Source organism: Rhodoligotrophos sp. CJ14, from assembly GCF_038811545.1.
Taxonomy (GTDB): Bacteria; Pseudomonadota; Alphaproteobacteria; order Rhizobiales; family Im1; genus Rhodoligotrophos; species Rhodoligotrophos ferricapiens.
In genome coordinates this window covers 974,590-1,001,514 of record NZ_CP133319.1, presented here as the reverse complement: position 1 = coordinate 1,001,514, position 26,925 = coordinate 974,590, and the positions used below count along the sequence as shown (strand labels likewise).

The window sequence follows — 26,925 nt, the reverse complement described above, 5'->3', positions numbered from 1 at the left end:
CGCGAGTATACTGGATAACAGTATCCCGCGGATCGGCAGCACGACCTGCCATCTTATTAGCCTAGGTCCAGGACATAGGAAAGTGAACGTCGCTCTCAAGGTGGGGAGTCGCGTGGCTTTGAGTGGCGGAAGCAGGGTTTACGAGGTTCGTGTTGGCAGCTTCGGGCAGACGGTCGCAATCCCGTATGCCGAAGTCGCTTCCGGACCCAAATCCCGCTCAAGAAATAACTACATTAATGGCGTTGATGAACCGCTCCGCCCAGGATCTCCAGAAATGATGGCAAGCATGCTCGCCACCGTCCGTCAGAGCCAAAATCCGGCCCGCGACTTTCTCGAGGATCACTCGGTCGAGGTCACGCCGAGGCAGGGAGATAAAATCGAGATCTTGCGGCAGGCTTTGAAGCCTGGCAGTCGCGTATACATCGCGCTGATCAATCCCGATGAGGTTCCCCAGCAGATCGAAATGGCGAAAATGCTGGCGGTGAACGGATTCAATCCGGTACCCCATCTGCCGGCGCGGCTGGTGAGATCTGCCGCTTCACTCGAGGACCGCATCGCCCGTTTCGCCGGCGAGGCTGGTGTGACTCAAGTGTTGGCGATCGGGGGCGGGCTGGCGCCGCTGGGCGAATTTTCCTCGACGATCAGCCTGTTGCGGACGGGCGTCCTTGAGAAGCACGGGATCCGCAAGCTGGGCCTTGCGGGCCACCCTGAGGGAAATTCCGATATCGTCAAGGCCTATGGCGAGGGCGCGCTGCTTGAGGCACTTGCCGTGAAGCAGGCCTATGCCGCAGAGCATGGGCTGGAGGCCTATCTGGCAACGCAATTCCTGTTTGCGGCGGAGCCCGTCGAAGGGTGGGCAAAGCAGCTGCGTGCCAATGGCATTACGCTGCCTATCCATGTGGGCATTCCCGGACCGGCCACTATCAAGACCTTGGTCAAATATGCGGTTCTCTGCGGCGTCGGGCCCTCGGCGCGGATGATCCGGAAACAGGCGTTGAACGTCACAAAACTGCTGACGGTCTCCAGGCCGGATGAGATGGTGAGCGATCTCGGCCGCCTCCAGCAGAGCCAGCCGGAGCTCGGAATTGCGCGAGCGCATCTCTACCCATTTGGCGGCTTTGACAAGCTGTTCCACTGGGTTGACGAGGTCCGCTCGCTCTGAATGTGAGCTGGGCCCGGCTAGACCGGAGGCGGGTTCTGTTCTCCGTAAAGCTCGACCAAGGCATTGCGGGCGCCGGTCCTCAGCAGCCATTCCCACGCGAATTCCGCATAAGAGCGGAACACGAAGAGATCAATCACGTCCGGATCGTCATCGACGACGTGGATCAGAGCCGCGATCTCCGCAAACAGCGCGCGTTTCACAAAACCTGCCTTGATTTCCGGCGCGAGCAGGTTCAACGAGCAGCCCTTCATCAAGACCATTCGCGCTTCGGGGCCGGAAAGCCGGATGATGCAGCGCATGTCGCTGACATCGCAAACCAACGCGTGGAGCCCTGCGAGTTTCACTTGCAAGGCCTGTACGAGGGCCGGGGTATCCGCACGAGGCGCGAGCACCAGCCACTGGTCGGTGGAGAGCCAGAGAACCGTCACGGCCTCATGCCGAGCCGAGCTCCGGGGCAGGCGCGGCAGATCGACGCCGAGACAGTCCCGAATAGCGGCGAGGAAGCGATCGTCACCAGGCTCGCCACGCAAATCAATCATTCCGAGATCGGTGATCTCGGCAAGACCGATGGCAAGATCTCGAGGCGACTGCCGATCGGTGCGATGGTGAAGTGGGCTCGCGAAGTCGGGTTCAGACATTCTGGCGCGCTCCCTCTTTGTCATAGAAAACGGGCTCGACGATCTTGGCGCGAATGACCTTTCCTTCACTCAAAGGGAAGCTGATCACCTGGCCCATGCGCTTGCGGCCCTCCCGGATCAGAGCAAGGGCGATCGAGCGTTTCAGGGTGGGGCTCCAATAAGTCGAGGTCACCTGGCCGATCATGCGCATGGGCGGCTGCGGCAATGGGGTCTCCACCGCGTATGCGCCGTCGGGCAGCACGATTTGAGGATCCTCCGTGAGCAAGCCTACAAGCTGCTTTCGGCCCTCAGCCTTGAGATAGGCGAGGTCCAAAGCACGTTTTCCGACGAAATCCGGCTTCTTCTTCGATACGGCCCAGTCGAGGCCGAGATCGAGCGGTGTCACCGTGCCGTCGGTTTCATCACCGATGGCAATGAACCCCTTCTCGGCGCGCAGCACGTGCAAGGCCTCCGTGCCATAGGGGGCAATGCCGAATTCAGCGCCAGCCGCCAGCAGGGCATCCCAAAGTGCCCGACCATAGCCGGCCGGGGTTGCGATTTCGAAGGAAAGCTCGCCCGAGAAGGAGATCCTGTAGAGCCGTACGGGATAGGAACCAAGCGTTCCTGACGCATATCCCATGAAGGGCAACGCCTGGGGCGAGAGATCGATATCCGTGCCGAGCTTCTCGAGGATGGCGCGGGCCTTTGCCCCTGCCAAAGCGAATTGCGCCCATTGCTCGGTGACATTGGTGATAAAGACCTTGTCGTGGGTCCATTCCGTCTGCAGCCATTCCTCAAGCCAGGCGGTCACCCGGTCGGCACCGCCGGAGGTGGTGTGCATGAGGAAATGGTCCTCCGCGATCCTCACGGTGACCCCGTCATCGAACAGGAAGCCGGCATCGGTCATCATGAGGCCATAGCGGGCCCGGCCGACCTTCAGGGTGGAGAAGGTGTTGGTATAGATGCGGTCGAGGAACGCGGCGGCGTCCGGGCCCTTCACCTCGATCTTGCCCAGGGTTGAGGCATCGAGAAGCCCGACCTTCTCACGAACCGTCACAATCTCGCGGTTCACGGCATCATGCCGACTCTCGCCGGGCTTTGGATAGCAATAGGGCCTGCGCCAATGTCCGACGGGCTCAAAGCTCGCCCTCTGGGCGAGATGCCATTCATGGACAGGGGTGCGCCGTACCGGGAGGAACAGCTGCTTCGTGTGGCTGCCGGCAATGGCCCCGAAGGTCACCGGCGTATAGGGCGGGCGGAAGGTGGTCGTGCCGATCTCCGGGATCGGCTTGTGGGTTGCTCCGGAGACGACCCCAAGGCCCAGCGTGTTGCTGGTCTTGCCCTGATCGGTCGCCATGCTCCACGTGGTATAGCGCTTCACATGCTCGATGGACTGGTAGCCTTCGCGCAGAGCCAGTTCCAGATCGGCTGCGGTTACGTCGTTCTGGTGGTCGATGAAATGCTTGTTGCCCTCATTATAGGAGCCGGTCGCGGGCATGAACCAGATGGGCTCGATCGCGCTCGTGGGATGCGATGCAGCTTTGGCGCGTGGGAGAGCACCACTGCTGCTGTTGCCTGAGGCAGCTTCGCCTGCGGCATAGGCCTCATCCAGGATGGCTGCAGGGTCGAATGTGCCATTGGCTGCACCGACCGCGCGCATGCGGGCTGTCGTCCGATCAGGGCGGTGAGCGGCTAGTTGTTCATCAAATCTCAGCTTGCCGCCATTGTGGCACCAAAGATTGACGACGGGATTCCAGCCGCCCGAGACTAGCACGAAATCTGCCGGGATCACCTCCTCGGAAGAGATGCGACCTTGGCCCGCGCGATAGGGCGAGACCACGACGCTCTCGATGGAAAGGCCGCCAAAGCTGGTCTTGACATTCGATATGCCTGAGGCCGGCGAGACCATCACTCCGGATGCTCGCAATTCTTCGGCGAGCGCCTCCGGTGCTTGGGGCCGAGCATCCACGAGACGGGAAATTGGCACGCCGGCTTTCGCATAGGCGAGCGCCGTCCGGTAGCCATCATCGTTGTTGGTGAAGACGACCCCGCGCTGCCCCGGGGATACGGCATAGCGCGCAAGCAGGGCCCGCCCCGCCAAGGACATCATCACGCCTGGCCGATCATTATTCGCAAAGGCGATCGGCCGCTCGATGGCGCCGGTCGCCATGATGATCTCGCGTGCTCTGAGCTTCCACAATCTAAGCCGTGGCGTGCCGGATCGAGCCGCAGCGGGATCAGGATCGGTCAGGCGCTCCAACAGCCCCACGAAATTGTCGTGGAAATGACCCCAGGCGGTTGTCCGGGTCATCACGTGGACGTTGTCCGCCTTGGCAAGCCGGGCGGTTACTTCCCTTGCCCAGTCGAGGGCCGGGCGGCCATCGATCACAGCGCCGCCCAAGTCGGCGAGGCCGCCGAAACGCGGATTCTCGTCGATAATGATGACATGAGCGCCGCGGGCGGCCGCTGCTTCCGCCGCCGCGAGACCCGCAATTCCCGCACCCACCACCAGGACGTCGCAATGGGCGTGCATCTGCTCGTAAAGGTCGGGATCGGGCGCAGTCGGGGCCTTGCCGAGCCCGGCGGTCCGGCGGATCAACGGCTCATAAAGCATCTCCCAAAAACGCTGCGGCCACATAAAGGTCTTGTAGTAGAAGCCGGCGGGAAGAATGCGTGAGAACAGGCTGTTGAGCTGGCCGATGTCAAAGATGAGGTTCGGCCAGCGGTTCTGCGTAACCGCCGTCAGGCCATCGTAGAGTTCAACCTGGGTTGCCCTGAGATTTGGCTCGTGCCGTGCGCCTTGGCCGACCCCGATCAGGGCATTCGGCTCGTCCGCGCCAAGCCCCATGACACCGCGGGGGCGGTGATATTTAAAGCTGCGCCCGAAGAGCCGCTCGCCATTGGCTAGCACGGCAGAGGCGACGGTGTCGCCCGCAAAGCCCGTCATGCGCCGCCCATCAAATGTGAAGGTGAGCCTCCGGGTCCGGTCAATGAGGCGGCCAGCCTCGGGCGAGGAGGCCAGGCGATAGGGCTTACCTCTCACCGGTGCTCTCCAGTTCAGCGTTCTTGGGTTCTGCGGCAGTCGAAGCAGGCTCTGCTTGCCGCTGATCGAAAAAGCCGTACCAGGGATTGCTGGGCGGGATCTGCGCAATAATCTCGCGCGGTGGCAACTCGGTAATGCCGTAGCAGGCCTTGATCTCCATCGTCACGGTGTCGCGCGCCATATGAAACCATTTTGCGCAGCCGCGATCACAGCGCCAGCGCTCGAAATGCAGACCCTTGGGATTGAGGCGGACATAGAGATAGTCGCGCTGCGCCTCGTCGCTGACCTCGCCGGGATTGGCTGACGCGGGGCGACGGATATGGGCTTGCCCGCCATAGTGAAAGTCGGTCTCGTCTCCGACATTGCCGCAGACTGGGCAGGTGATCAGCAGCATGGCGCGCAGGTCCTTGCTATGGGTTGGGCCAAATGGTCCGTCATGGCCGGATATGACAACTGAGCGGGAGCAGCAGCCGACATCAGGGATCTCAGTGAGCGACGGCCGCAGCCACGCTCTCGTCAATGAGGCGGCCTTCGAGGAACCGGTCGAGCCCGAAGGGGGCCGCAATCGGATGAGGGCGATCATTGGCGATGGTGTCGGCGAAAACGAAGCCCGAGCCTGGAATGGCCTTGAAACCGCCGGTGCCCCAGCCGCAATTCACATAAAGCCCCTTCACGTCGGTCTTGCCGATGATCGGCGAACGGTCGCCGGTCATGTCGACAATGCCACCCCACATGCGCATCGTGCGCAGCCGGGAGATGATCGGGAATGTTTCCACGAGCGCGGTGATGGTGTGCTCGAGGGCGGGCAGGGTGCCTTTCTGGGAATAATTATTATAGGCATCGGCGCCACCGCCGATAACGAGCTCGCCTTTATCCGATTGGCTGATATAGCCATGGACCGTGTTGGCCATCACCACCACATCGATGACCGGCTTGATCGGCTCTGAGACCAGAGCCTGCAGGCACACGCTCTCAAGCGGCATATTGACCCCGGCCGACTGCATCAGCGGCGAGGTATTGCCGGCGGTCACCACAGCCACCTTCTTGGCGCGGATCGTGCCGCGGCTCGTCTCGACACCGGTTACCCGGTCGTCGTCGCGGATGATCTTGAAGACCTCGCAATTCTGGATGATGTCGACGCCGCGAGAATCGGCGCCGCGCGCGTAGCCCCAGGCGACGGCATCATGGCGCCCGGTACCGCCGCGCGGTTGATAATAGGCGCCTAGAATGGGATAGCGCGCATTCGGGCTATCATTGATGATAGGCACCAGGCGCTTCACCTCGGCGGTGTCGATCATTCGCGCCTCGATCCCCGCCAGCCGATTGGCATGGTTCGTACGCTTCATTGCCCGAAGCTCATGCTCGGTTTGGCAGAGCATCAAGAGGCCGCGGGGGGAAAACATCGTGTTGAAATTCAGCTCCTGCGACAAATCCTCATAGAGCTTGCGCGAGAGCTCGTAGATCGCCATCGATTCATCTTGCAGATAGTTCGAGCGGATGATCGTGGTATTGCGGCCGGTATTGCCACCACCGAGCCAGCCTTTCTCAAGCACTGCCACATTGGTGACCTTGTGCTCCTTGGCGAGATAATAAGCAGTCGCAAGCCCGTGGCCGCCGGCACCAATGATCACCACGTCGTATTCTGGCCGAGGCTCCGGGCTGCGCCAGGCACGTGGCCAGTCCTTGTGGTAGTTGAGCGCATTGCGCGCGAGCGAAAAGATCGAGTAGAGCTTCATCGTTCTCCAGGACCGGCCAGGACGCAAAGCTCCGGTCGGTGCTGCAGAACCGCCGGTGGGTTGCGGCGACCTTAGCACCCGCTGCCACCTAGACATGCAGCTTTGCGACCTGGAGCACGTAAACTGCGACACCATAAGGCGGATTGGTAGCGCGGGCCAGAGCCAGGAATGAGATGCCCGGCGCCTCTCAGATCCGCCGGATTCAGCATTCCTGCCATCGGGATAATCTGTCCGATTGCAGATGGGCCGCGAATGGCCGATGGGAGTGATATGGAGTTCTGGATTGCTCTTGCCGTTCTGACGGGCATTGCCATTGCAGCGGTTCTCTGGCCGCTCGTCGCGCGGGGCAGGGGGGCTCAACCTGCGGCTGCGTACGATGCCGCCGTCTACCGGGATCAATTAGCAGAACTCGAGCGCGACGTGGGGCGCGGACTAATTGGCGCCAGCGAGGCGGCTGCGGCCCGGTCGGAGATTGCGCGCCGCTTGCTTGCTGCAGCCAAGCAGAGCGGCGGCCAAAGTCTTCACAACGCGATCCAGCCTAAGGGGATCATTCTCGCAGGATTAATCGGTATTCCCGCACTCAGCCTTGCAGTCTATTTGGCGCTCGGCCAGCCGCTGATGCCCGGGGTACCCCATGCGGAACGCCTCGCGCATGCGATGGAAAATCAGGACTATGCCGCCCTGATCGCGCAGGTGGAGCAGCACCTGGCAGAGCGTCCCGAGGATGCTCAGGGGTGGTCGGTCCTCGCCCCTATCTATCTGAAGCAGGGCCGCTATGTGGATGCAGCGAATGCCTATGGGCGGCTGATTGCCCTCAGCGGCGAGCGTGCCGATCTTCTGACGAGCTATGCTGAGGCCCTCATTCTGGCCGATGGCGGCATTGTAACTGAAAAGGCACGGGAAGCCGTCGACCGGGGACTGGCACTCGATCCAAAGCTGCCCAAGGCGCGCTTCTATAAAGGGCTTGCCGCCAAGCAAGACGGGGATAGGGACCAGGCCCTCAAGATCTGGCGCGCTTTGCTGGCGGATGCGCCACAGGATGCGCCATGGCGGCAGTTCGTGCAGCGTAATATCGATGAGGTCGAGGGTGGCACCTCCGGCCCGCCAGTTTCGCGCGAACGGATGGGCGCTGTGACCTCCCAAAGTCCAGCCCAGCAACGGGAGATGATCCGCGGCATGGTGGATGGGCTCGAAGCGCGGCTGAATGCCAATAGCGGCCCGCTCGATGACTGGCTGAAGCTCGCGCAGGCCCGGATGGTGCTGGGTGAGCAGAAGGCTGCTCTGGCGGCTCTTGATCGTGCTTCAGAACGTTTTCGGAGTGATAATGCGGCACTGGCACGCATAGACGAGGCCCGCCGCCTTCTGCATCAAGCAAACTGACCTGACTATGGGCGAAGAGGAATTTTTAGCGAATGGCGCTGTCGCGAAAGCAGAAACGCGGAGCTTTCATCGCCACCGGCATTGCCATTCTCGGCATTGCGGTGGGTCTGGTGCTGTTCGCGCTCAGCGATGCAATCGTGTTCTTCTATACCCCGAGCGAGGTCGCAGCGAAGGTTGAACCAGGGCAACGCTTCCGCCTCGGAGGCCTCGTTGCGACGGGTAGTGTCAGCAAGACAAGCGACGGCAAGGTTCAATTCGTTGTGACCGACACCCATAAGAGCCTGCCTGTCAGCTATGCGGGCATCCTGCCCGATCTGTTCCGAGAGGGCCAAGGGGTGGTCGCGGAGGGAATGCTGGACGGGCAAGGGAAATTCGTGGCGGATACAGTGCTCGCCAAGCATGACGAGAATTATATGCCGCGAGAGGTCGCCGATGCCCTTAAGGAAAAGGGTGTCTGGCAGCACAATGAGGCCCGCCAATAGTGGCTAAAGGCGCAAAGCTGGAACGCAGCGGATGATCACGGAGGCCGGTCACTTCTCTTTGGTGCTGGCGATGGTCGTGGCCTTCTATCAGGCAACGATACCCGTTTATGGCGCTCATGTCGGCAATGATCGCATGATGCGCGTCGCTACGACGGCCGCGCTTGCGCAGCTGTTCTTCGTCGCCGTGTCCTTTGCCGCGCTGGTCCATGCTTTCGTTGTGTCCGACTTCTCGGTCAAGCTCGTGTGGGCCAATTCCCATTCGGCCAAGCCCCTGCTCTACAAGGTCTCCGGCGTATGGGCCAATCACGAGGGATCCATGCTGCTGTGGATCATGATCCTTGCCCTGTTCGGTGCGGCCATTGCCCTTGGCGGGCGCAACCTCCCTTTGGCTTTGCGGGCGCGCACGCTCGCCGTTCAGGGCATGATCGGGGCGGCTTTCCTCCTGTTTACGTTGCTCACCAGCAACCCCTTCGAGCGGCTTCTTACGCCACCGGTCGATGGGAATGGCATTAACCCATTGCTGCAGGATCCCGCGCTCGCCTTCCATCCTCCGTTCCTCTATGCGGGCTATGTAGGGCTTTCGAGCGTGTTCTCCTTTGCCTCGGCAGCTCTCATCGAGGGAAAGGTCGATGCGGCCTGGGCGCGATGGGTAAGGCCTTGGACACTCGCCGCCTGGATGTTCCTGACGGTCGGCATCGCAATGGGCTCCTGGTGGGCCTATTACGAACTCGGCTGGGGCGGATGGTGGTTCTGGGATCCCGTTGAAAATGCTTCGCTGATGCCATGGCTGATCGCCACGGCGCTGCTCCACTCTGCCATTGTGGTCGAGAAGCGGGACGCCTTGAAAATCTGGACCATATTGCTCTCGGTTCTCGCCTTTTCGTTCAGCCTACTCGGCACGTTCCTGGTGCGCTCGGGCGTACTCACCTCGGTGCATGCCTTCGCCGTCGACCCGGAGCGCGGCCTTTTCATCCTGCTCATCCTGTGCCTGTTCATTGGCGGTGCCCTCACTCTCTTCATGGTGAGAGCACCGCAGCTCAAACAGGGCGGCCTTTTTGCGCCGGTGAGCCGAGAAAGCGCGCTCGTCATCAACAATCTGCTGCTCGCCTCTGCCGCGGCAGCGGTGTTGGTCGGCACGCTCTATCCGCTCATCCTCGAGGTTGTGACCGGCGCCAAGATTTCCGTCGGCCCCCCATTCTTCAATCTGACTTTCGGACCGTTGATCCTGCCATTGCTGCTCCTCGTGCCGATCGGGCCAATGCTCGCCTGGAAGCGAGCGGATGCCTGGGCTGCCGTCCAGCGTCTGTGGGCTGCTGCAGTGATTGCCGCGGCCGCCGGCGCTCTGGCGCTGGGCCTCAAATCCGATGGGCCGCTGCTTGCGCCTCTCGGTGTTGCGCTTGGGTTCTGGCTGATCGCCGGGGCAGTCGCTGAACTTGCCTATCGCTCAAGGGTCGGCGAAGTCCCCCTCGCAACGGCCATCAGGCGGCTTGTGGGCCTGCCGCGACTCGCCTTCGGCACGGCACTCGCACATGCCGGTGTCGGGGTCGTCGTGCTCGGGGTGGTTGGGGTCACCGCCTGGCAGCAGGAAGAGGTGCTCGTGATGACGCCTGGCCAGGTTGTGAACATGGCCGGCGCAACGATCACCTTTCGGGGCGTTGGGCCCGTTCAGGGGCCGAACTGGCGGGACGAGCAGGGTCGCTTCGTCGTTTCCGCCGCTGGCCGCGAGGTCACCGTCCTCACGCCCGCCAAGCGCACCTTCGAGCCAAGCGGCCAGACCACCTCGGAAGTGGGGATCTATCCGTTCTGGTCCGGGGATCTCTACATTGCGATGGGCGATGGCCAGGAGGCGGGCGGACAGCAAGCCCGCGTCGTTCGGCTCTATTTCAACCCGCTGGTGCCGCTGATCTGGATCGGGGCAGGTCTCATGTTCCTGGGCGGTGCACTGTCGCTGAGCGACCGCCGCTATCGGATCGGGGCGCCATCGCGAGGGCGGGCCAAGCTCGGGGCCGAGCCCGCGGGAGCATCAACGTGATCTGGTGCAGGATCGCCGCCGCGATCGCGATCGTGCTGACCACTGTCGTCCAGGTGCTCGCGTTTCAGCCTGACGAGGTTCTGCCCGACCCGGCGCTTGAGGCCCGGGCGCGAGCGCTTTCAGAGGAAATGCGCTGCCTCGTCTGCCAGAACCAGTCGATCGATGACTCGGACGCGCCGCTCGCCCGTGATCTCCGGCTCACGATCCGGGAGCGGCTCAAGGCGGGCGATACGGATGACGAGATCGTCCGCTTCATGGTTGCGCGCTATGGGGAATTCGTGCTGCTGCGTCCCCGTTTCGAGCCGGCCACCTGGGCGCTGTGGGGCGCCCCCTTCGCGGTGCTTCTGATCGGGGCCGCCATCCTGCTTTGGCGCCGGCGAGTCCTCAGCCGCGCATCTCTAGAGCCACCGCTTACTCCTGCCGAAGAGGCTGAACTTCAGCGGCTCTTGCGCGATCCACCCACTCCAGGTCAGCCTTAACAATATTTAATCCTACGGAAAGGTGGCCGTAACGCCCGCCATCCATTCTCCAGCGTCGAGATAAATAACCCGACTGTGGAGACGGAGATGAAGAACACCAAGACCCGTAGGCGAACGACGGTCATCGCACTCGGACTTGCGGCTTTGCTGGGCGCGACGACGTTGAGCGGGCCGGTGATGGAGCATGCGTTCGCCGAGAACCTCAGCAGCCAAGTGACAGGGCAGCACGCCCCTGCCGCAGGCTTTGCGGATATCGTGGAAAAGGTCATGCCGGCTGTCGTCAGCGTGCGCGTGGAGGGGCATGACCAGGTCGAGCTGTCGCGCGATGACGGGCTGCCCGATATTCCTGGCCTGCGGAACCTTCCGAAGGACAGCCCCTTCTACGAGTTTTTCCGCAACCTGCCGCAGATGCCTGACCGCCAGCCGCGTGAGCATTCCGTGGGGCTCGGTTCCGGATTCATCATCTCCGAGGACGGCTATGTGGTGACCAATAACCATGTGGTCGACAAGGCGGATAAGGTGATCGTCGGTACCAATGACGGCGAAGAGTACAGCGCCAAGGTCGTGGGCACTGATCCCAAGACCGATCTGGCGGTCCTCAAGATCGATACGGACAAGAAATTCTCGTTCGTGGAATTCGCGAAATCCGAGCCGCGGGTGGGCGACTGGGTCGTTGCGGTCGGCAACCCCTTCGGCCTCGGCGGTACCGTGACAACGGGGATCATCTCGGCGCGTGGCCGCGAGATCGGCGCGGGACCCTATGACGACTTCCTGCAGATCGATGCCCCGATCAACCGCGGCAATTCGGGCGGCCCTGCCTTCAACCTCAATGGGGAAGTGGTCGGCGTCAACACGGCGATTTATTCGCCCTCCGGCGGCAGTGTCGGCATCGGCTTTGCCATTCCCGCGAATATCGCCACGAATGTCGTGCAGAACCTCATCGAGAATGGTCATGTGACCCGTGGCTGGCTCGGTGTCGCCATTCAGCCGGTCAGCGATGACATCGCCGAGAGCATCGGTGCTCCGAACGACAATGGTGCGCTGATCGCGGAGGTGACGGATGATTCGCCGGCGGCGAGCGCAGGCCTCAAAGCCGGCGACGTGGTGCTCAGCGTAAACGATAAGGAGATCAAGACGCCTCGCGAGCTGTCGCGTGAGATCGCTCAGATCGCGCCCGGTCAGGATGTGAAGCTGAAGGTGTTCCGGGAGGGCAAGCAGCAAGAAGTGACCGTCGCCATCGGCAAGATGCCGGAAGAGCAGCAGGTCGCCTCGGCAGAAACCGGCTCCGCGCAGTCTGGCACCAGCCTCAGCCGGTTCGGGTTGCGGGTCGCGCCGGCCGATGACGGCGAGGGCGTCACGATCACCCAGGTTGATCCTAACGGGTCTGCTGCCGAGAAAGGGCTGCAGGAAGGTGATCGCATCGTCTCGGTTGCCGGCTCTCCGGTGAAGTCACCGCGCGATTTCCGTCAGGCGTTGGAGACGGCGGGGAAGGATCGCAAGTCCGTCCTGCTCCTCGTCCGCCGGGGCGATAACCAGCTGTTCGTCGCCCTGCCGCTCGCGAAGAGCTGATCGCTACACAATGGCAGATCCCGGTCCCGCCTCGGGATCTGCCCGCCGCACGGCCGCGCCGTGGTTGACGGTTCCCGCCAAGTGCGCCGTGCGGCACCTCGCCCGTCCCAAGCCCTGAGCGGCCCTGCCCCAAATCCGAGATCGGAGGCGGCAATGCCAGTTGTGAATGAAAAGCAATCGCCTATCATATCCACTGTTCCGACTCCCTCGCCAAGATCACACACCATGCGCATCCTTGTCATCGAGGACGACTTACAGGCAGCATCCTATCTGCTGAAAGGGCTGAAGGAGAGCGGCCATGTGGCTGATCACGCCGCCAATGGCGAGGACGGATTGGAGCTTGCTCGCCAAAGATTGCACGACGTGCTCGTGGTCGACCGTATGCTGCCCGGCATGGATGGGCTCACGATCATCGAGACGCTGCGACAGGAGGGGGTCAGGACGCCGGTGCTCATCCTCTCGGCGCTCGGCGAGGTCGATGACAGGGTACAGGGATTGCGGTCCGGCGGTGATGATTATCTCGCCAAACCCTATGCCTTTTCGGAGCTTTTGGCGCGGGTTGAGAGCCTTGCCCGGCGGATCGAGCCGGAACGTACCAAGACACGCCTCCATGTGGGCGATCTCGAAATGGATCTGCTCAAGCGTACGGTGACCCGCGGCGGCGAGCCCATTCTCTTGCAGCCGAGAGAATTCAAGCTGCTGCAGTATCTCATGGAGAATGCCGGCCGGGTGGTCACGCGGACCATGCTGCTCGAGCATGTCTGGGATTATCACTTCGATCCGCAGACCAATGTGATCGACGTCCATATCTCTCGGCTCCGCGCCAAGATCGACAAGGGGCACGACCAGCCATTGCTGCATACAATTCGCGGTTCCGGATACACAATTCGTGCCGGAAACTAGAGAAAGTTGGCTCAGCCGCTGGGGCAAGCTCCTGCGGACATCAACCTTCCGGCTTGCTGCTGGCTACCTGCTCCTGTTTGCGATCTCGTCCGCGGTCATTCTCTCCTATGTGTATTGGGACACTGCGGGGCTGCTCGCCCGCCAAACGGACGAGACCATCGCTGCCGAAGTGTCCTTCCTTGCCGAGCAGTATCACAGTGGCGGCATCGCCGCCCTCGTCCGCAGCATCAATGGTCGCGCCGAGAATGCGGATGACAGCATCTATCTCCTGGTCAATGTGTTCGGCCGCCGGATCGCCGGGAATCTCCAGGGCATGCCGGTCGATGCCCTGAATTCCGCGCCGAACTGGATCGAATTTCCCTATGCGGTGCAGACGGCGGAGGGCGTGGAGAAACACCAGGCGCGCGCCTTTCATACCCGGATCGACATGGGGTACACGCTGGTGGTCGGCCGGGACATCCAAGAGCGGCGGGAATTCACCGAGATCATCCAGCGAACGCTAATCTGGGCGCTGGGCTTCACCTTCTTGCTCGGGCTGATCGGCGGCCTGTTGATGAGCCGCAACTTCCTGAGGCGGGTCGACTCGATCGCGGAGACGAGCCGGACGATCATGGAAGGCGATCTTGCGGGCCGCATGCCGGTATCGGGAACAGGGGATGAGCTCGACCGCCTTGCGATCAGCCTCAATCAAATGCTCGAACAGATCGAGCGGCTGATGATCGGCATGCGAGAGGTGTCGAGCAATGTCGCGCATGATCTCAAAACGCCGCTTACCCGCATGCGTGCCCAAGTGGAAGATGCCCTGCGCGGCGGCTCGCCGGAGCAGTATCGCAAGGCACTGGAGGAAACTCTGGTCGAGGCCGACAGCCTGCTAAGGATCTTCAATGCGCTGCTCAGCATCGCCCGGGCGGAAGCCGGACAGTCCCGGGAAGGGGTCGGGCCGATGGATGCGGCGGATCTCGCGAATGATATGGCCGAGCTTTACGGGCCACTCATCGAGGATGAGGGGGGCAGTTTCACCGCGAAGATCGACCGTCCCTTACCCGTGAAGGCCGATCGGCAGCTGATGGCCCAGGCACTCAACAACCTGCTCGATAATGCGCTCAAATATGGGCGTCCGGCCAATGGTCAGCCGCTTGCGGTCACCCTTTCGGCACAGCGGCGCGATGACGAGATCGTGCTGGCGATTGCGGATAACGGTCCTGGCATTCCGGAAGATCAGCGTGAGCATGTGTTGGAGCGCTTCGTCCGGTTGGATGCCAGCCGCTCGCGGCCGGGCAGCGGATTGGGCCTCAGTCTCGTCGCGAGTGTCATGAAGCTACACGCCGGCCAGTTGACCTTAAGCGATAACAGGCCTGGGCTGATCGCCGAGCTGAGATTGCCAATGCTTGCAGGGCTATCGGATAAGGCTTAATCCGGCGCTGTATTCCCAGTGGAAAGCGCGGGACCATGCTTGACCGGATTCCAACCCAGCTCATCGCTCAGCCCGGACCAGATGGCGCTGGGATCGCGGCTCCCTTCATCGCCGATATCGTCAAAGCGGCGGATGAGGGGGATCATGGCGCTCGCCGGCTAGCCGATCTCATCGGAGCAAACAGTGCTGTGCGCGATCTCGTCGAAGCGGTGATCGCGGGCTCTCCCTTTCTGCGCAGCCTCGTCTTGCGGGATCCGGGTTTCACTGCGGATCTCCTGGCAGGCGGTCATATCGCCGGTAAGGCAGAGCAGACGCTTGCGATGCTCTGTGAAGGGCTTTCCATAGCGCAGACGGGCAGTCATAGCGATGCGGAGCTCAAGCGCCTGCTGCGGCAAGCACGCTGGCGTGCCGCTCTCACCATCGCACTTGCCGATCTGGCGGGTGCGTGGAATGTTGCCAAGGTCACGTCCGGTCTCACGCGCTTCGCGGACGCCGCCCTGAATGCGGCGGTCGACTGGCTGCTCCTCGATGCAGGCAAGCGCGGCCAGCTCACCTTGTGCAATCCTGCAAGCCCTGGAGCCGAGAGCGGGCTCATTCTGCTCGCCATGGGCAAATATGGGGCGGGCGAGCTCAACTATTCGAGCGATATCGATCTCATCGTCTTTTACGACCCAGCCATCGCTCCGCTGGCTGACGGGGTCGAGCCCGCGCCATTCTTCGTCAAACTCACCAAGCGGCTGGTCAATCTGCTGCAGGATGTGACCGCCGATGGCTATGTCTTTCGCGTCGATCTGCGGCTGAGGCCCGATCCGCGTGCGACCAACGCCGCGATCGCGGTTGAGGCGGCGGCGATCTATTACGAGCATATGGGGCAGAACTGGGAGCGGGCGGCGATGATCAAGGCCAGGCCTGCGGCTGGCGACATTGCCGCGGGCAATGAAATGCTGGCCCGGCTCACGCCCTTCATCTGGCGCAAGTATCTCGATTTTGCCGCCATTCTCGATGTGCAGTCGCTCAAGCGGCAGATCCAGGCGGTCCGCGGCCATGGCACGGTGGCGGTGCATGGTCATAACATCAAGCTCGGTCGCGGGGGTATTCGCGAGATCGAGTTCTTCGTACAGACCCAGCAACTCATTGCCGGTGGACGCAATCCGGAGCTCCGGGGCCGGCAGACGCTTGCCATGCTGGAGGCGCTTGCCGAGGCGGATTGGATCACCAGAGAGGCAGCTGCCGAACTGCAGGCCGCCTATCTCTATCTGCGCGCGGTCGAGCACCGCATCCAAATGGTTGCAGACGAGCAAAACCATACCCTGCCTGGAAAGGGGGAGGCCTTCGACCGCTTTGCGCATTTCGCGGGATATCAAGAAATCGCCCAGTTCGAAGCAGATCTCGAGCGGGTGCTAAAATGTGTCGAACGACATTATGCGGCGCTGTTCGAGGAATCGCCGGATCTTGGCACTGAGGCAGGCAATCTCGTCTTCACGGGGGGCGAGGATGATCCCGATACGCTCGAGGCCCTGCGCAAGCTGGGCTTCAAAGGCGTGACCGAAGTCGCGGCCACGATCCGCAGCTGGCATTTCGGGCGCTATCACGCGACCCGCAGCGCACGGGCCCGAGAGCGGCTCACGGAGATCATGCCAGCCTTGCTGTCAGCGCTTGCGCGTTCGGGTGATCCGGATGCCGCCTTCATCGCCTTCGATCGGTTTCTTGCAGGACTTCCCGCGGGGGTCCAGCTGTTCTCACTGCTCTGGGCCAATCCGCATCTTCTCAACCTCCTGGCCGACATCATGGGCACGGCACCGCGCCTTGCCGGCATTCTCAGCCGGCGGCCGCGGATTTTCGATGCGGTGCTTGATCCCGGCTTTTTCGGTCCGCTGCCCGATGCTGAGGAACTGACGGGGCTCATCGATGCCGCCCTCACCGGGACCGATCGCTACGAGGATCTGCTCGACCGGACCCGTGCTGTCGGGAACGAGCAGCTGTTTCGGATTGGCGTCCGCGTGCTTTCGGATACGGTGAGTGTCGAGGAGGCCGGGACAGCCTACAGCAATCTTGCGGATATCGTCGTGGACCGGCTGCTTACCGCTTCGCTTGTCGATCTCGCATCGCGCCATGGGCATATCCCGGGCGGGGAGATTGCCCTCATTGCCATGGGCAAATGGGGCGGACGGGAGATGACCGCCACCTCCGATCTCGACATGATCCTCGTCTATGACGTGCATGAGGGATCGCAGAGTTCGGACGGGCCCAAGCCGCTGCCCTCGGCGCAATATTATGGCCGGCTCGCGCAGCGGCTGATCGCGGCGCTTTCGGCACCGACGGCCGAAGGCTCGCTTTACAATGTGGATATGCGGCTCAGGCCCTCGGGCAATTCTGGTCCAGTCGCGACCCATATCGACCGGTTCGAGAGCTATCAGCAGGGGGAGGCCTGGACATGGGAGCGCATGGCGCTGACGAGGGCGCGCGTGATCTTCGGCCCGCCGCCCTTGCGCGCGCGCATCGAGGCGGCCATCCGGCAGGCGCTCACTGCGGCGCGTGATGTCAATGTGGTGCGGACCGATGTTCTCGACATGCGCCGCAGGCTCGAGGCCGAGTTCGGCAAGAGGGGACCTTGGGACCTGAAGCAGAGCCCTGGCGGTCTCGTCGATATCGAGTTCATCGCGCAATTCCTGCAACTCGCCCATGGGAGCAGCCATCCCGGCATTCTCGACCAGAACACGCAAGCGGCTCTGGAGAAGCTTGCAGGTGCCGAGCTGATCGATCCCGAGGCTGCCCGCATATTGGCGAGCGCCAACCGCTTCTTCCTCCGCATGACTCAGCTGCTCAGGGTCTGTGTGACGGGACGGTTCGATCCGGATACTGCTCCGGACGGGCTCCGGCGCCTCTTGGCACGGGCGGCCGAGACGCCAGATTTCCGCGCGCTCGAGGCTTACCTTCCGGAGCTTCAGTCGGATATCCGTGATCAGTTCAGGCGAATTGTCGGAGAGCCCTGAGGCTAGCCGCCGATCCTCACCCCTGGTTTGTCAAAAGATGTCGTGCGTTATGCCACGGCGCCCTTGAGCATAGCCTCATGCGCGCGTGCGGCGTTGCTCGGCAAAAAGACCGTCACGGTCGTGCCCTTGCCCTCGGTGCTGTCGATCTTGATCGAACCGCCATGGAGCTCGATCAGCGATTTCGAAATGGCGAGGCCCAGCCCTGAGCCACTCTTCGTCTTGGTGAGCTGGTTCTCGACCTGCTCAAAGGGTCGACCCAGCTTGTCGATCGCTTGCCTTGGAATGCCGATCCCCGTATCGGCGATGACAATGGCAACTTCGCGACCGCGGTCTTCCGCGGCGATGGTAACGCTGCCCCCGGCCGGTGTGAATTTGACGGCATTGGCCAGGAGGTTGATCATGACCTGCTTCAATGCACGCTTGTCGCCGGTGACCGGCAAACGTTCCGGGAAGGCGCGGATAATCGAGACATTCTCTTCCGCCGCGCGCGCCGATATGATCCGCAGGGAATCCTCAAGAATGACGCCCACATCGCAGGGCTTGATCTCGAGCGGCATTCGTCCGGCCTCGATCTTGGACATGTCGAGAATGTCGCTGATCACGTCCAAAAGATATTGCCCGCTGCGGTGGATGTCGGTTGCATATTCCGTGTAGCGCTTGGTGCCGATCGGGCCGAGCATCTCCCGCTCCATCACCTCGCTGAAGCCGATAATAGCATTGAGCGGCGTGCGCAGCTCATGGCTCATATTGGCCAGGAACTCGGACTTGGAGCGGTTGGCCGCCTCTGCGCGGCCCTTCTCCTGAGCATATTTTTCGGCAAGCTCCGCCAGGCGCTGTGATTGCTGCTCGAGCGCCAGGCGGGATTTCTGCAAGTCGCGGACCGTGTTCATCAGCTCGCGCTCGGAATCCATCAGCCGCTCTTCATGCTGCTTGAGCGAGGTGATGTCGGTGCCGACCGAAACAAAGCCGCCGTCTTTCGTGCGGCGCTCGTTGATCTGCAGCCAGCGGCTGTCCTCGAGCTGCACCTCGAATGTGCTGCCTTCCGAGGGATCGATATTGCCGACGGGCAAACGCTGGCGCACCACGGGCTCCTTGGCGGCCTTGGCGACCGCGTCGTAAGGGGTGCCGGTGACGCAGACGCTGGCGGGCAGGTTGTGGAACTGCTGGTATTTGCTGTTGCACATGACCAGCCGGTTGTCAGAATCCCAGAGTACGAAGGCCTCGGAGATATTCTCGATCGCGTCGCGCAGCCGGAGTTCTGCCTCCTGGTTGGCCTTGTCGGCCAGCTTCTGCTCGGTGATGTCAATGGCGATGCCAATGAGATGGGGGCCCACCTCGCCGGGGCTGCTTGCCAGTTCGGCGCGCACCCTGAGCCACACCCAGTGGCCATCGGTATGGCGCATCCGAAACTCCTGGTCGACGGATTTGCGGCCCGAGGTGAGGAGATCGTCGACCAGCTTGTCCATCTGCTTGTCTTCGGGATGCAGCAGATCGGCAACGATGGCGTAGGAGAGGAGGTCTCCGCGCGGCTCCAGCCCGAGAATATCGAACATGGACTGAGACCAGAAAATGTGGCCGCGCGCGATATCCCAATCCCACAAGCCGCAGCGGGCCCGGTCGAGGGCCTTGTCGAGCCGCTCCGTGGCGATCGCGAGCGTGTTGTCTGCTTCCGCGGCGCGGGCCGACTGCCAATGGAAGGCTGCGCCGATCAATGCGACCACCGATACCGTCGCGATGAACAGCGACATGAGCCGCAGCGCGCTCGAATTCCAGCTCGACAGCATGGCGCCACGTGACTGCATGACCGCGATCACGGCTGGATAGGGATCGAGGTCGCGCAGGGTGACGAAGACTTCCTCACCACTCGGCATGGTGACTGCGTTCATGTCGTCGCCGAGATTGCCGGACTGGTAGAGCACCGAGGATGGGAAGATGTCACGCAGCTTGCGGCCCTTGAGCGAGCCAATGTCGGGAGAGACCGATATGATCTCGCCGGCACCGGTGGCGAGGGCAAAGATCCGTCCGTTGGTGGTTGCGTCTTCCGACAGGAACCGGCGCAAGTCGGAGTCGCCGAGCTGACGGGGCATGCCCGATTTCTGCAATTCGTCGCGCAGGAAAGGCTGCAGCAGCGAATGGACAAGATCGGCCTGAAGGACCGAGGCCCGCTTATGCTCGGCGATGGTTGCTTCGCGCGCGTCCAGAAGATGTACCGCAATCGCCGAGCCCAAGGTCAGCATGAAGAGCCCGATGAGGCTCGTCACGAGCACACGCAGGGCGCGTTCCGAGATGGCAAGCCCGGTCCAGCGGCTTGCGATGAAGGGCAAGCGCAGGACGCGCTCCTTCGCAAACAGCTCTCCTATATGCGCCTTAGCCAACGTCGGATCCCCACAGCCGCCCCGAACAGCCCCGTACGCCTCGAGCGCTCGCACTTCGAATCAGATCCCTTATTGATTCGAACGGGCGCTGATTTGTCCAGTATTGGTGCACAGACAGCATGCTACTCAAGACAGGATCGTCCCTCCCGGCCGACACAGGGCCTCATTGGGGTATGGCGATGGTCCAGGCTCGCCCGAGGGATCTGGTGATTGGAGGGGGGTGCTACAACGGATGGTAGGCGAACATTATACACGCATAGGTTAATTAATCCATAGCAGGCAAGGGGTTACTTGCAATCATCGATAGGATTTCAGTCAGATCGCGGGAGAGATTGCTGGATGAGCGCACGCGGTCGATCTCACTGCCCGCAAGGCGCTGCCGGTTGGGCTCCAGCATGCGCCAGCTCTTGAAATTGCCGGCGATACGTGCGGCAACCTGCGGATTGATGGGATCGAGCGCCACGAGAATGTCGGCCAGCAGCTGGTAGCCCTGGCCCGAGCGGTCGTTGAAGGCCACCGGGTTCGCAGCCGCAAATGTGCCGATCAAAGCGCGGACCTTGTTCGGCTTGCGCAGAGAGAATGCCGGATGCTCCATAAGCCGGCGTACCCGCGCAATGGTCGAGGGAAAGGGGCCGAGCGCATGCAAGCTCAGCCACTTATCCACAAGGAGATGGTCACCTTTCGCGCGCTCATAGAACTCGGCCAGAGCCTCATCGCGTTGCAGGCAATCCAGCCGAGCCAGAACGGCCAGCCCCGAGAATATCTCAGTCATGTTGCTGCCGGCGCGGAACTGATCAAGGGCGAGCCTTGCACCCTCATCGCGATTACCGGCGGCAAGCAGGGTCAAGGCAGCGGCACGCAGGCTGCGACGGCCAGCGCTGTCTGGATCGGGGGTGTATGGCCCTGGCACGGCGCCCGTTTGGTAGGCCTCCTCCAGATCCTCCCTGAGGGTGCGGCCGAGATAGGCCGCGAGATGCTGGCGTGCGGCATGGATGGCGACCGGCTCGACATTCCTTCCGATCTCGCTTGCAAGATCAGGCTCGCTGGGAAGATTGAGAAGTTCCGCCTTGAGCTGTGCGGTCAGGGAAGAGGCGCGCAGACTTGACCGCAAAGCCTCAGAATAATCCGACGCATCCCATAGCCGCCGGCCCTCCACACAGGCTTGGGTTAAGGACAGGAGCAGCCGCTTGGCATAGATCTGGCCGGCTTCCCACCGATTGAAGGGATCCGGGTCATGCCCCATCAGGAACAGCCAATCAGCGTCTGAAAGATCGGTCTTCAGGCGTATGGGGGCGGAGAAGCCGCGATTGAGGGAAGGGACCGGGCGCTCGTCAATATCGATAAAGGTCCAGCTTTGCGCGGGCTCGCTAAGCTCAAGCAGGTTCGGCGTGTTCGTGCCGGAAGCCGTGCGCAACGGCATATCGCCACCGCTTGCATCAACGAGGCCCAGAGCGAGGGGGATCACCAGGGGCTGCTTCACCGATTGGTCCGGTGTCGGACGGGTTGCCTGGCCGGCGTTGATCGTGAACGTCCGCGCCGCCGGATCATAGGCCGTGGCAATGGTCACCTCAGGGGTGCCGGCCTGCTCGTACCACCTCTGAAACTGACCGAGATCGCGGCCCGACGCATCGGCCATGCAGGCGAGAAACTGCTCGACGGTCGCAGCCTGGCCATCATGGCGGGCGAAGTAGAGATCCATGCCGCTGCGGAAGGCGTCTCGGCCGATCAGTGCGCGCAGCATTCGGATGATCTCAGCCCCCTTCTCGTAAACGGTCGCGGTATAGAAGTTGTTGATCTCCATATATTGCGACGGCCGGACCGGGTGAGCTAAGGGGCCCGCATCCTCCGGAAATTGCTGGCTGCGCAGCAGGCGCACATCGGCGATCCGCTTGGCGATGCCGGAGCGGGTCGCGGTTGTGAATTCCTGGTCGCGAAAGACAGTCAGGCCTTCTTTGAGGCAAAGCTGAAACCAGTCGCGGCAGGTGACGCGGTTGCCGGTCCAGTTGTGGAAATATTCGTGGGCGATGATGCTCTCAATATGCGCATAGTCGGCATCGGTCGCCGTGTCCGGCCGGGCGAGAATGTATTTGTCATTGAAGATGTTGAGGCCCTTGTTCTCCATCGCGCCCATGTTGAAATCGGGGACGGCGACGATCATGAACATGTCGAGGTCGTATTCGCGGCCGAACGCCTCTTCGTCCCAGCGCATGGCGCGCTTCAGGCTGTCCATGGCCCAGGCGCAGCGATCCTCCTTGCCGGGCTCCACATAGATGCGCAGGATCACCTCACGGCCTGAGGCGGTCGTGAAGTGATCTTCGACATGGGCGAGCGTGCCGGCGACGAGGGCGAACAAGTAGCAGGGTTTGGGATAAGGATCATGCCAGACGGCAAAAGGCCGGCCATTCTCCAAAAGAGCTGCTTCGACCGGATTGCCATTTGAGAGAAGCACGGGGGCATCGGCCTGTTCGGCCTCGATGCGGGTTGTGAACGTGGCAAGAATATCAGGCCGATCGATGAAATAGGTGATCCTGCGAAAGCCCTCGGCCTCGCATTGCGTGCAGTATATGCCGTTCGAGCGATAGAGGCCGGAGAGTTCGGTATTGGCCTCCGGATCGCAGGTCGTCTCCACCTCCAACGTGAAGGGTTGCCGGGGAGGCTTATGGATGATCAGACGTTCCGGATTGAGGGTGTAGTCGGTTGGCGACAAAGCCTCGCCGTCAATAGAAACCGCATGCAGCGTGAGCTTCTCGCCGTCGAGTTCGAGCGGCGCTTCGCCCATGACAGGATTGGGCCGGATCGCTAAGCGCGACCGAACATGAGTGTCCGTCGGATGGAGCCTCACATCCAACCAGACCTCGTCGATGAAGAAGTCAGGCTCTCGATAGTCCGCCAGCCTGATCATTGGTGGTGTTTCGGTACGCGTGGCTGCCTCCACCCAGTTTAAGCCGGATGCAAATCACCCAGGCTTCGTTGAGTTAGCAGCCGGGCAACCTGCCTGTCCATACCGGCCGGCGTACAGGTTGTTAACCGCATTTGGCGCAACCTTTTCGTCCCCGAAACGTTTAAGTGTCGAAGAGGTGGACCTTATTCAAGCTTAGGCGTATTGATCCCGCCGTCGCGGTGGTCCTGCCGCGATCGCTTCGTTACTGGAGTTAACTGATGACCATGATCCGGAAAGCAACCCTTGCCGCTGTACTCGCTCTGCCGGTGCTTTTTACCGGGCAGGGTGCCGAGGCGCAAAACCGCGTTGAGAGCGGAATGCTCACCTGCAACGTTGCAGGCGGTGCCGGCTTCATCTTCGGCTCATCCAAAGCATTGACCTGCACTTTCGACGGACCTGGCTACCGGGAGGTCTATACGGGCTCGATCGACAAGTTTGGTGTCGACCTTGGCTTTACCGGTGAATCGATCATCGCCTGGGGCGTGTTCGCGCCCACCAGCAATCCCGGACCTGGGGCCCTTGCCGGCCGCTATAGCGGTGTGTCGGGACAGGCAACTGCCGGGGTCGGGCTCGGCGCCAATGTGCTCATCGGCGGATCCGGGCAGTCGATCGCTCTGCAGCCGGTCAGCGTTCAGGCCCAGACCGGTCTGAATGTCGCCGCTGGCATCACCTCGCTCACGCTCCATCCGGCTCAGTAAATCTCGGCTTGACGGTTGACGGGGATCGGTAATGCTGGTCCCTGTCCATGCTGAAACCGGGTTCCATCACCGCTATAGACAGTTTGAGCATCGCGCAGGCGCGGCGAATCGCACTCGCCGCGCAAGGTTTTGCGCGTCCACGGCCCAAGAGCCCGCCAAGCGCACAAGTCCTTGCCCGACTGATTGACGGGCTCGGCCTCATCCAGATCGACAGTGTCAATGTCCTGGTGCGGTCACATTATCTTCCGGCCTTCTCGAGGCTCGGCTCCTATCCCTCCGACCTGCTCGACAGACTGGCCTATGGCCGCAAGCGCAAGCTGTTCGAATATTGGGGGCATGAGGCCTCGCTCATCCCACTCCAATTCCATCCACTTCTCCGCTGGCGAATGGAAGCGGCCGCACGAGGTGAGGGCGTCTATGGCGGACTGGCCCGCTTTGCTGCCGAACGCCGCACCTATATCGAAGAGGTAAGGGCAGAGGTTGCCGCGCGAGGGCCATTGAGTGCCGGTGAGCTTTCGAACGGAACGCGCGGGGAGGGCGGCTGGTGGGGATGGAGCGACGGGAAGAAGGCGCTCGAATTCCTGTTCTGGGCAGGTTCCGTCACGACAGCCTTTCGGCGCGGATTCGAGCGCGTCTATGATCTTACGGAACGGGTCATCCCGGCAGATATTCTAGCCCAACCTTCCCCCTCCCTGCCCGATGCGCATCGCGCGCTGATCAATATTGCAGGGCGGGCGCTCGGGGTCGGGGGTGAGCGGGACCTGCGCGACTATTTCCGGCTGGATGTCGCACCGGCCCGCCAGGCGATCAGCGATCTCGTCGAGGATGGCATCCTGATACCCGTGACAATCGAGGGCTGGCGTCCTCTCGCCTTCCTTCACGCAGAGGCGCGGTCGCCCCGCCGGATCGCGGCGCAGGCGCTGCTCAGCCCGTTCGACTCGCTCGTCTGGGAGCGTGACCGGACCCAGCGGCTCTTCGATTTCCATTATCGACTGGAGATCTATACGCCGGCCCATAAGCGGGTTCACGGCTATTACGTGTTGCCGGTTCTGCTTGGTGAGCGCTTGGTTGGCCGGGTGGACCTCAAGGCTGACCGCGCGATCGGCGCACTCAGGATGCTTGCCATTCACGCCGAGCCCCATACGGATCAGGGCGTCATGGCGGCAGCGGTTGCGCAGGAATTGCGCAGCCTGGCGAGCTGGCTCGGCCTTGCCGAGGTGATCATCGAGGATAGGGGCGGTCTCAGTGCTCTCGTGTCCCGGGCACATGCATCGCTCTGATCATGTTGATCAGGAACTTTATCCCATAATGTGCATTTAAATCTTCGAAGAACATTATGAAAATGGAGAGAAAAATGCCTATTCTGCTTTGGTGGCTGGGTGTTCCTCTTGGATTGGTGATCCTGTTGATGCTGTTTGGCGTGGTGTCGTTCTAAGAACGACTGTGAGGTGCTATGTGGATACATATGGCGCCTCAGTTCGATCGGCTGTTCGCACCTTCGATTGACGTCTCGCATTCCTCAATTCTGAGGCTGGTGAAGCGCTGGTATCCTTGAGTGACTTGAGCTAAATAGGGAACTATCTTTCAACCGCCCAGGTAATCTCTTGGTGACACGCAGAACCATGCATCTTCCCGAGTCGTGCCGCGCGATCAGCGACGTTCTCAACCGTGTCGGTGATAAGTGGTCAGTGCTGGTCGTGGTGATGCTGGGGGGCGGTCCGCAGCGCTTCAATGAGCTGCGGCGCAGGATCGGCGGGATCTCTCAACGGATGCTCACCCTCACCCTGCGCGGCCTCGAGAGGGACGGGCTGGTGAGCCGCACGATCTATCCGACCATTCCGCCCCGGGTGGATTATGCGCTTACACCGCTTGGTGAAGACCTGCTCAAGCCAGTCGGGGCCTTGACGCAATGGGCGCAGGACAATCAACACCATATCGAGGCGGCACGGCGCCGGTATGATGGGCGCGTGGATGAGAGTAAGGCCGCGTGACGCCCTTGAGGCTCCTTCCTTGACGCTCTTTTGACCGGCGACTGCTACAGCAGCGGATTGGCCGGTGTCGTGACCGTGACATGAAACAGGATCGCGCCGATCGCGATCAGCGCGAGCCCTCCGAGAATGGCGAGCATCGCGGTGAGCCGTTGATAGATCCTGTCAGAGCCTCGAGATAAGCGAAGGGCAAGGCCACGCGAAGTCACCGCCACCACGGCGATGGCGGACACCGTCATGGCCGTGCCCAGCGCCATCGCGAATGTCGCGCCGATGCCGGCGAGATAGATGCCGGTCGTGCTGGCGAAGATGAGCACGATCAGCGCGCCTGAGCAGGGACGGACGCCGACGGCCAGGCTGATGGCAAGGGCGCGTCCGAGCGACCAGTCTCCATCGGTTTCGGCGGGCGTGGGCAGATGATGGTGGCCGCAGCCACAATCGGGTCCATGATCATGAGCATGGCCGTGATGACTGTGGTAGTGGCTGTGCGTCTGATCACCGCCAATCACCGCGCCGGCTAACGCCGGCTGCGGCAGCGGCATCACCCCCTTGACCGCGCGCAGAAGCATCACAGCGCCCATACCCGTGATCAGGAGATAGCTTGCAAGCTCCATGTAATAGCCCATCAGGCGCGCGGACCCGAAGACGGTCCTGGTCAGCAGCAAGAGAGCGCTCACGAGAATGATCGCCGAGAGGGCCTGGAAGAGCGAACTCAGGAAGGCGAGCTCAACCCCACGCTTCAACTGCCGCTCATTGGCAAGGAGATAGGCGGAGATCACCGCCTTCCCGTGACCGGGACCCGCCGCATGAAAGATGCCATAGAGGAAGCTCACCACCGCAAGGCTCCAGCCGGCGGCGAGGCTGCCATGCTCGCGCAGGTCCTTCAGTGATTGCGTGAGCTGCCTGTAGAATTTCTGCTGGGTGGTGCGCAGCCAGATCTCGGTCCTCTGCCAAAGCCCGAGCTGTCCTGAGGGCGATCCTTTGCTCATCTGGGGAGGTGGCACCAGTTGAGCCACATGCTGGGATGCAGCGCTGGTGCTGGCCTTGGCCGGGGCAGGGCCGACCAGAAGGAGAGATATCAGCAGACAGAGAGCCGAGATGAAGCGGGTCATG

At 62.0% G+C, this 26,925-nt stretch carries 19 protein-coding genes; 12 read left to right on the top strand and 7 right to left on the bottom strand.

What is annotated here, in order from left to right:
* Window positions 1–274: 274 nt before the first annotated feature.
* Complete coding sequence (locus tag RCF49_RS04575) at window positions 275–1,162, top strand: methylenetetrahydrofolate reductase (protein ID WP_342642861.1); 888 nt, start codon at window positions 275–277, stop codon at window positions 1,160–1,162.
* Window positions 1,163–1,179: 17 nt separating this feature from the next.
* On the opposite strand, the gene RCF49_RS04570 is transcribed toward RCF49_RS04575, so the two are convergent.
* From RCF49_RS04570 to RCF49_RS04555, 4 genes are all read right to left on the bottom strand, one after another.
* Entirely contained in the window at window positions 1,180–1,800 is a 621-nt protein-coding gene (locus RCF49_RS04570) for a sarcosine oxidase subunit gamma (RefSeq protein ID WP_342642860.1), read from the bottom strand.
* Window positions 1,793–4,822 (bottom strand): sarcosine oxidase subunit alpha family protein, encoded by a 3,030-nt coding sequence (locus RCF49_RS04565; RefSeq protein ID WP_432807368.1) that lies wholly within the window; start codon window positions 4,820–4,822, stop codon window positions 1,793–1,795. Before RCF49_RS04565 ends, RCF49_RS04570 begins: the two co-directional genes overlap by 8 nt.
* Window positions 4,812–5,216 carry a sarcosine oxidase subunit delta gene (locus tag RCF49_RS04560; protein ID WP_342642859.1) on the bottom strand — a complete coding sequence of 135 codons (405 nt, stop codon included), beginning with the start codon at window positions 5,214–5,216 and terminating at the stop codon, window positions 4,812–4,814. The genes RCF49_RS04565 and RCF49_RS04560 overlap by 11 nt, the downstream gene beginning before the upstream one ends.
* A gap of 91 nt (window positions 5,217–5,307) precedes the next feature.
* A complete protein-coding gene (locus RCF49_RS04555) occupies window positions 5,308–6,558 on the bottom strand; it encodes a sarcosine oxidase subunit beta family protein (RefSeq protein WP_342642858.1) in 1,251 nt (416 codons plus the stop codon).
* 252 nt (window positions 6,559–6,810) lie between these two features.
* On the opposite strand from RCF49_RS04555, the gene ccmI reads away from it, so the two are divergent.
* The 8 genes from ccmI (at window position 6,811) to RCF49_RS04515 (ending at window position 17,810) form a co-directional block, all read left to right on the top strand.
* Entirely contained in the window at window positions 6,811–7,938 is a 1,128-nt protein-coding gene (gene ccmI / locus RCF49_RS04550) for a c-type cytochrome biogenesis protein CcmI (protein WP_342642857.1), read from the top strand.
* Window positions 7,939–7,976: 38 nt separating this feature from the next.
* Window positions 7,977–8,420 carry a cytochrome c maturation protein CcmE gene (gene ccmE, locus RCF49_RS04545; RefSeq protein WP_342644120.1) on the top strand — a complete coding sequence of 148 codons (444 nt, stop codon included), beginning with the start codon at window positions 7,977–7,979 and terminating at the stop codon, window positions 8,418–8,420.
* 31 nt (window positions 8,421–8,451) lie between these two features.
* Window positions 8,452–10,452 carry a heme lyase CcmF/NrfE family subunit gene (locus RCF49_RS04540; RefSeq protein ID WP_342642856.1) on the top strand — a complete coding sequence of 667 codons (2,001 nt, stop codon included), beginning with the start codon at window positions 8,452–8,454 and terminating at the stop codon, window positions 10,450–10,452.
* Window positions 10,452–10,931 (top strand): cytochrome c-type biogenesis protein, encoded by a 480-nt coding sequence (locus tag RCF49_RS04535; protein ID WP_342644119.1) that lies wholly within the window; start codon window positions 10,452–10,454, stop codon window positions 10,929–10,931. Before RCF49_RS04540 ends, RCF49_RS04535 begins: the two co-directional genes overlap by 1 nt.
* A gap of 87 nt (window positions 10,932–11,018) precedes the next feature.
* Window positions 11,019–12,500, top strand: a complete 1,482-nt coding sequence (locus tag RCF49_RS04530; RefSeq protein WP_342642855.1) for a DegQ family serine endoprotease — start codon at window positions 11,019–11,021, stop codon at window positions 12,498–12,500.
* A 225-nt stretch (window positions 12,501–12,725) separates the two neighbouring features.
* The gene (locus RCF49_RS04525) at window positions 12,726–13,403 is read left to right on the top strand and encodes a response regulator transcription factor (protein WP_342642854.1); all 678 of its coding nucleotides are present in this window, start codon (window positions 12,726–12,728) and stop codon (window positions 13,401–13,403) included.
* Window positions 13,390–14,817: a sensor histidine kinase gene (locus RCF49_RS04520; protein ID WP_342642853.1), complete on the top strand. Its 1,428-nt coding sequence runs from the start codon at window positions 13,390–13,392 to the stop codon at window positions 14,815–14,817. Before RCF49_RS04525 ends, RCF49_RS04520 begins: the two co-directional genes overlap by 14 nt.
* Before the next feature lie 35 nt (window positions 14,818–14,852).
* Window positions 14,853–17,810, top strand: a complete 2,958-nt coding sequence (locus RCF49_RS04515) for a bifunctional [glutamine synthetase] adenylyltransferase/[glutamine synthetase]-adenylyl-L-tyrosine phosphorylase (RefSeq protein ID WP_342642852.1) — start codon at window positions 14,853–14,855, stop codon at window positions 17,808–17,810.
* Between the two features lie 47 nt (window positions 17,811–17,857).
* Here the strand turns inward: RCF49_RS04515 and RCF49_RS04510 are convergent, their stop codons facing one another.
* Both RCF49_RS04510 and pepN read right to left on the bottom strand, forming a co-directional pair.
* Window positions 17,858–20,185, bottom strand: coding sequence for a PAS domain-containing sensor histidine kinase (locus RCF49_RS04510; RefSeq protein ID WP_342642851.1), 2,328 nt, complete (start codon window positions 20,183–20,185; stop codon window positions 17,858–17,860).
* Between the two features lie 265 nt (window positions 20,186–20,450).
* Window positions 20,451–23,087 (bottom strand): aminopeptidase N, encoded by a 2,637-nt coding sequence (pepN, locus tag RCF49_RS04505; RefSeq protein ID WP_342642850.1) that lies wholly within the window; start codon window positions 23,085–23,087, stop codon window positions 20,451–20,453.
* Between the two features lie 257 nt (window positions 23,088–23,344).
* Between pepN and RCF49_RS04500 the strand changes: the two genes are divergently transcribed.
* The 3 genes from RCF49_RS04500 (at window position 23,345) to RCF49_RS04490 (ending at window position 25,815) form a co-directional block, all read left to right on the top strand.
* Window positions 23,345–23,824 (top strand): DUF992 domain-containing protein, encoded by a 480-nt coding sequence (locus tag RCF49_RS04500; protein WP_342642849.1) that lies wholly within the window; start codon window positions 23,345–23,347, stop codon window positions 23,822–23,824.
* Between the two features lie 47 nt (window positions 23,825–23,871).
* Complete coding sequence (locus RCF49_RS04495; RefSeq protein ID WP_342642848.1) at window positions 23,872–25,104, top strand: winged helix-turn-helix domain-containing protein; 1,233 nt, start codon at window positions 23,872–23,874, stop codon at window positions 25,102–25,104.
* A gap of 342 nt (window positions 25,105–25,446) precedes the next feature.
* Window positions 25,447–25,815: a winged helix-turn-helix transcriptional regulator gene (locus RCF49_RS04490; RefSeq protein ID WP_342644118.1), complete on the top strand. Its 369-nt coding sequence runs from the start codon at window positions 25,447–25,449 to the stop codon at window positions 25,813–25,815.
* 44 nt (window positions 25,816–25,859) lie between these two features.
* On the opposite strand, the gene RCF49_RS04485 is transcribed toward RCF49_RS04490, so the two are convergent.
* Complete coding sequence (locus RCF49_RS04485; RefSeq protein WP_342642847.1) at window positions 25,860–26,924, bottom strand: nickel/cobalt transporter; 1,065 nt, start codon at window positions 26,922–26,924, stop codon at window positions 25,860–25,862.
* Window position 26,925: the final 1 nt, after the last annotated feature.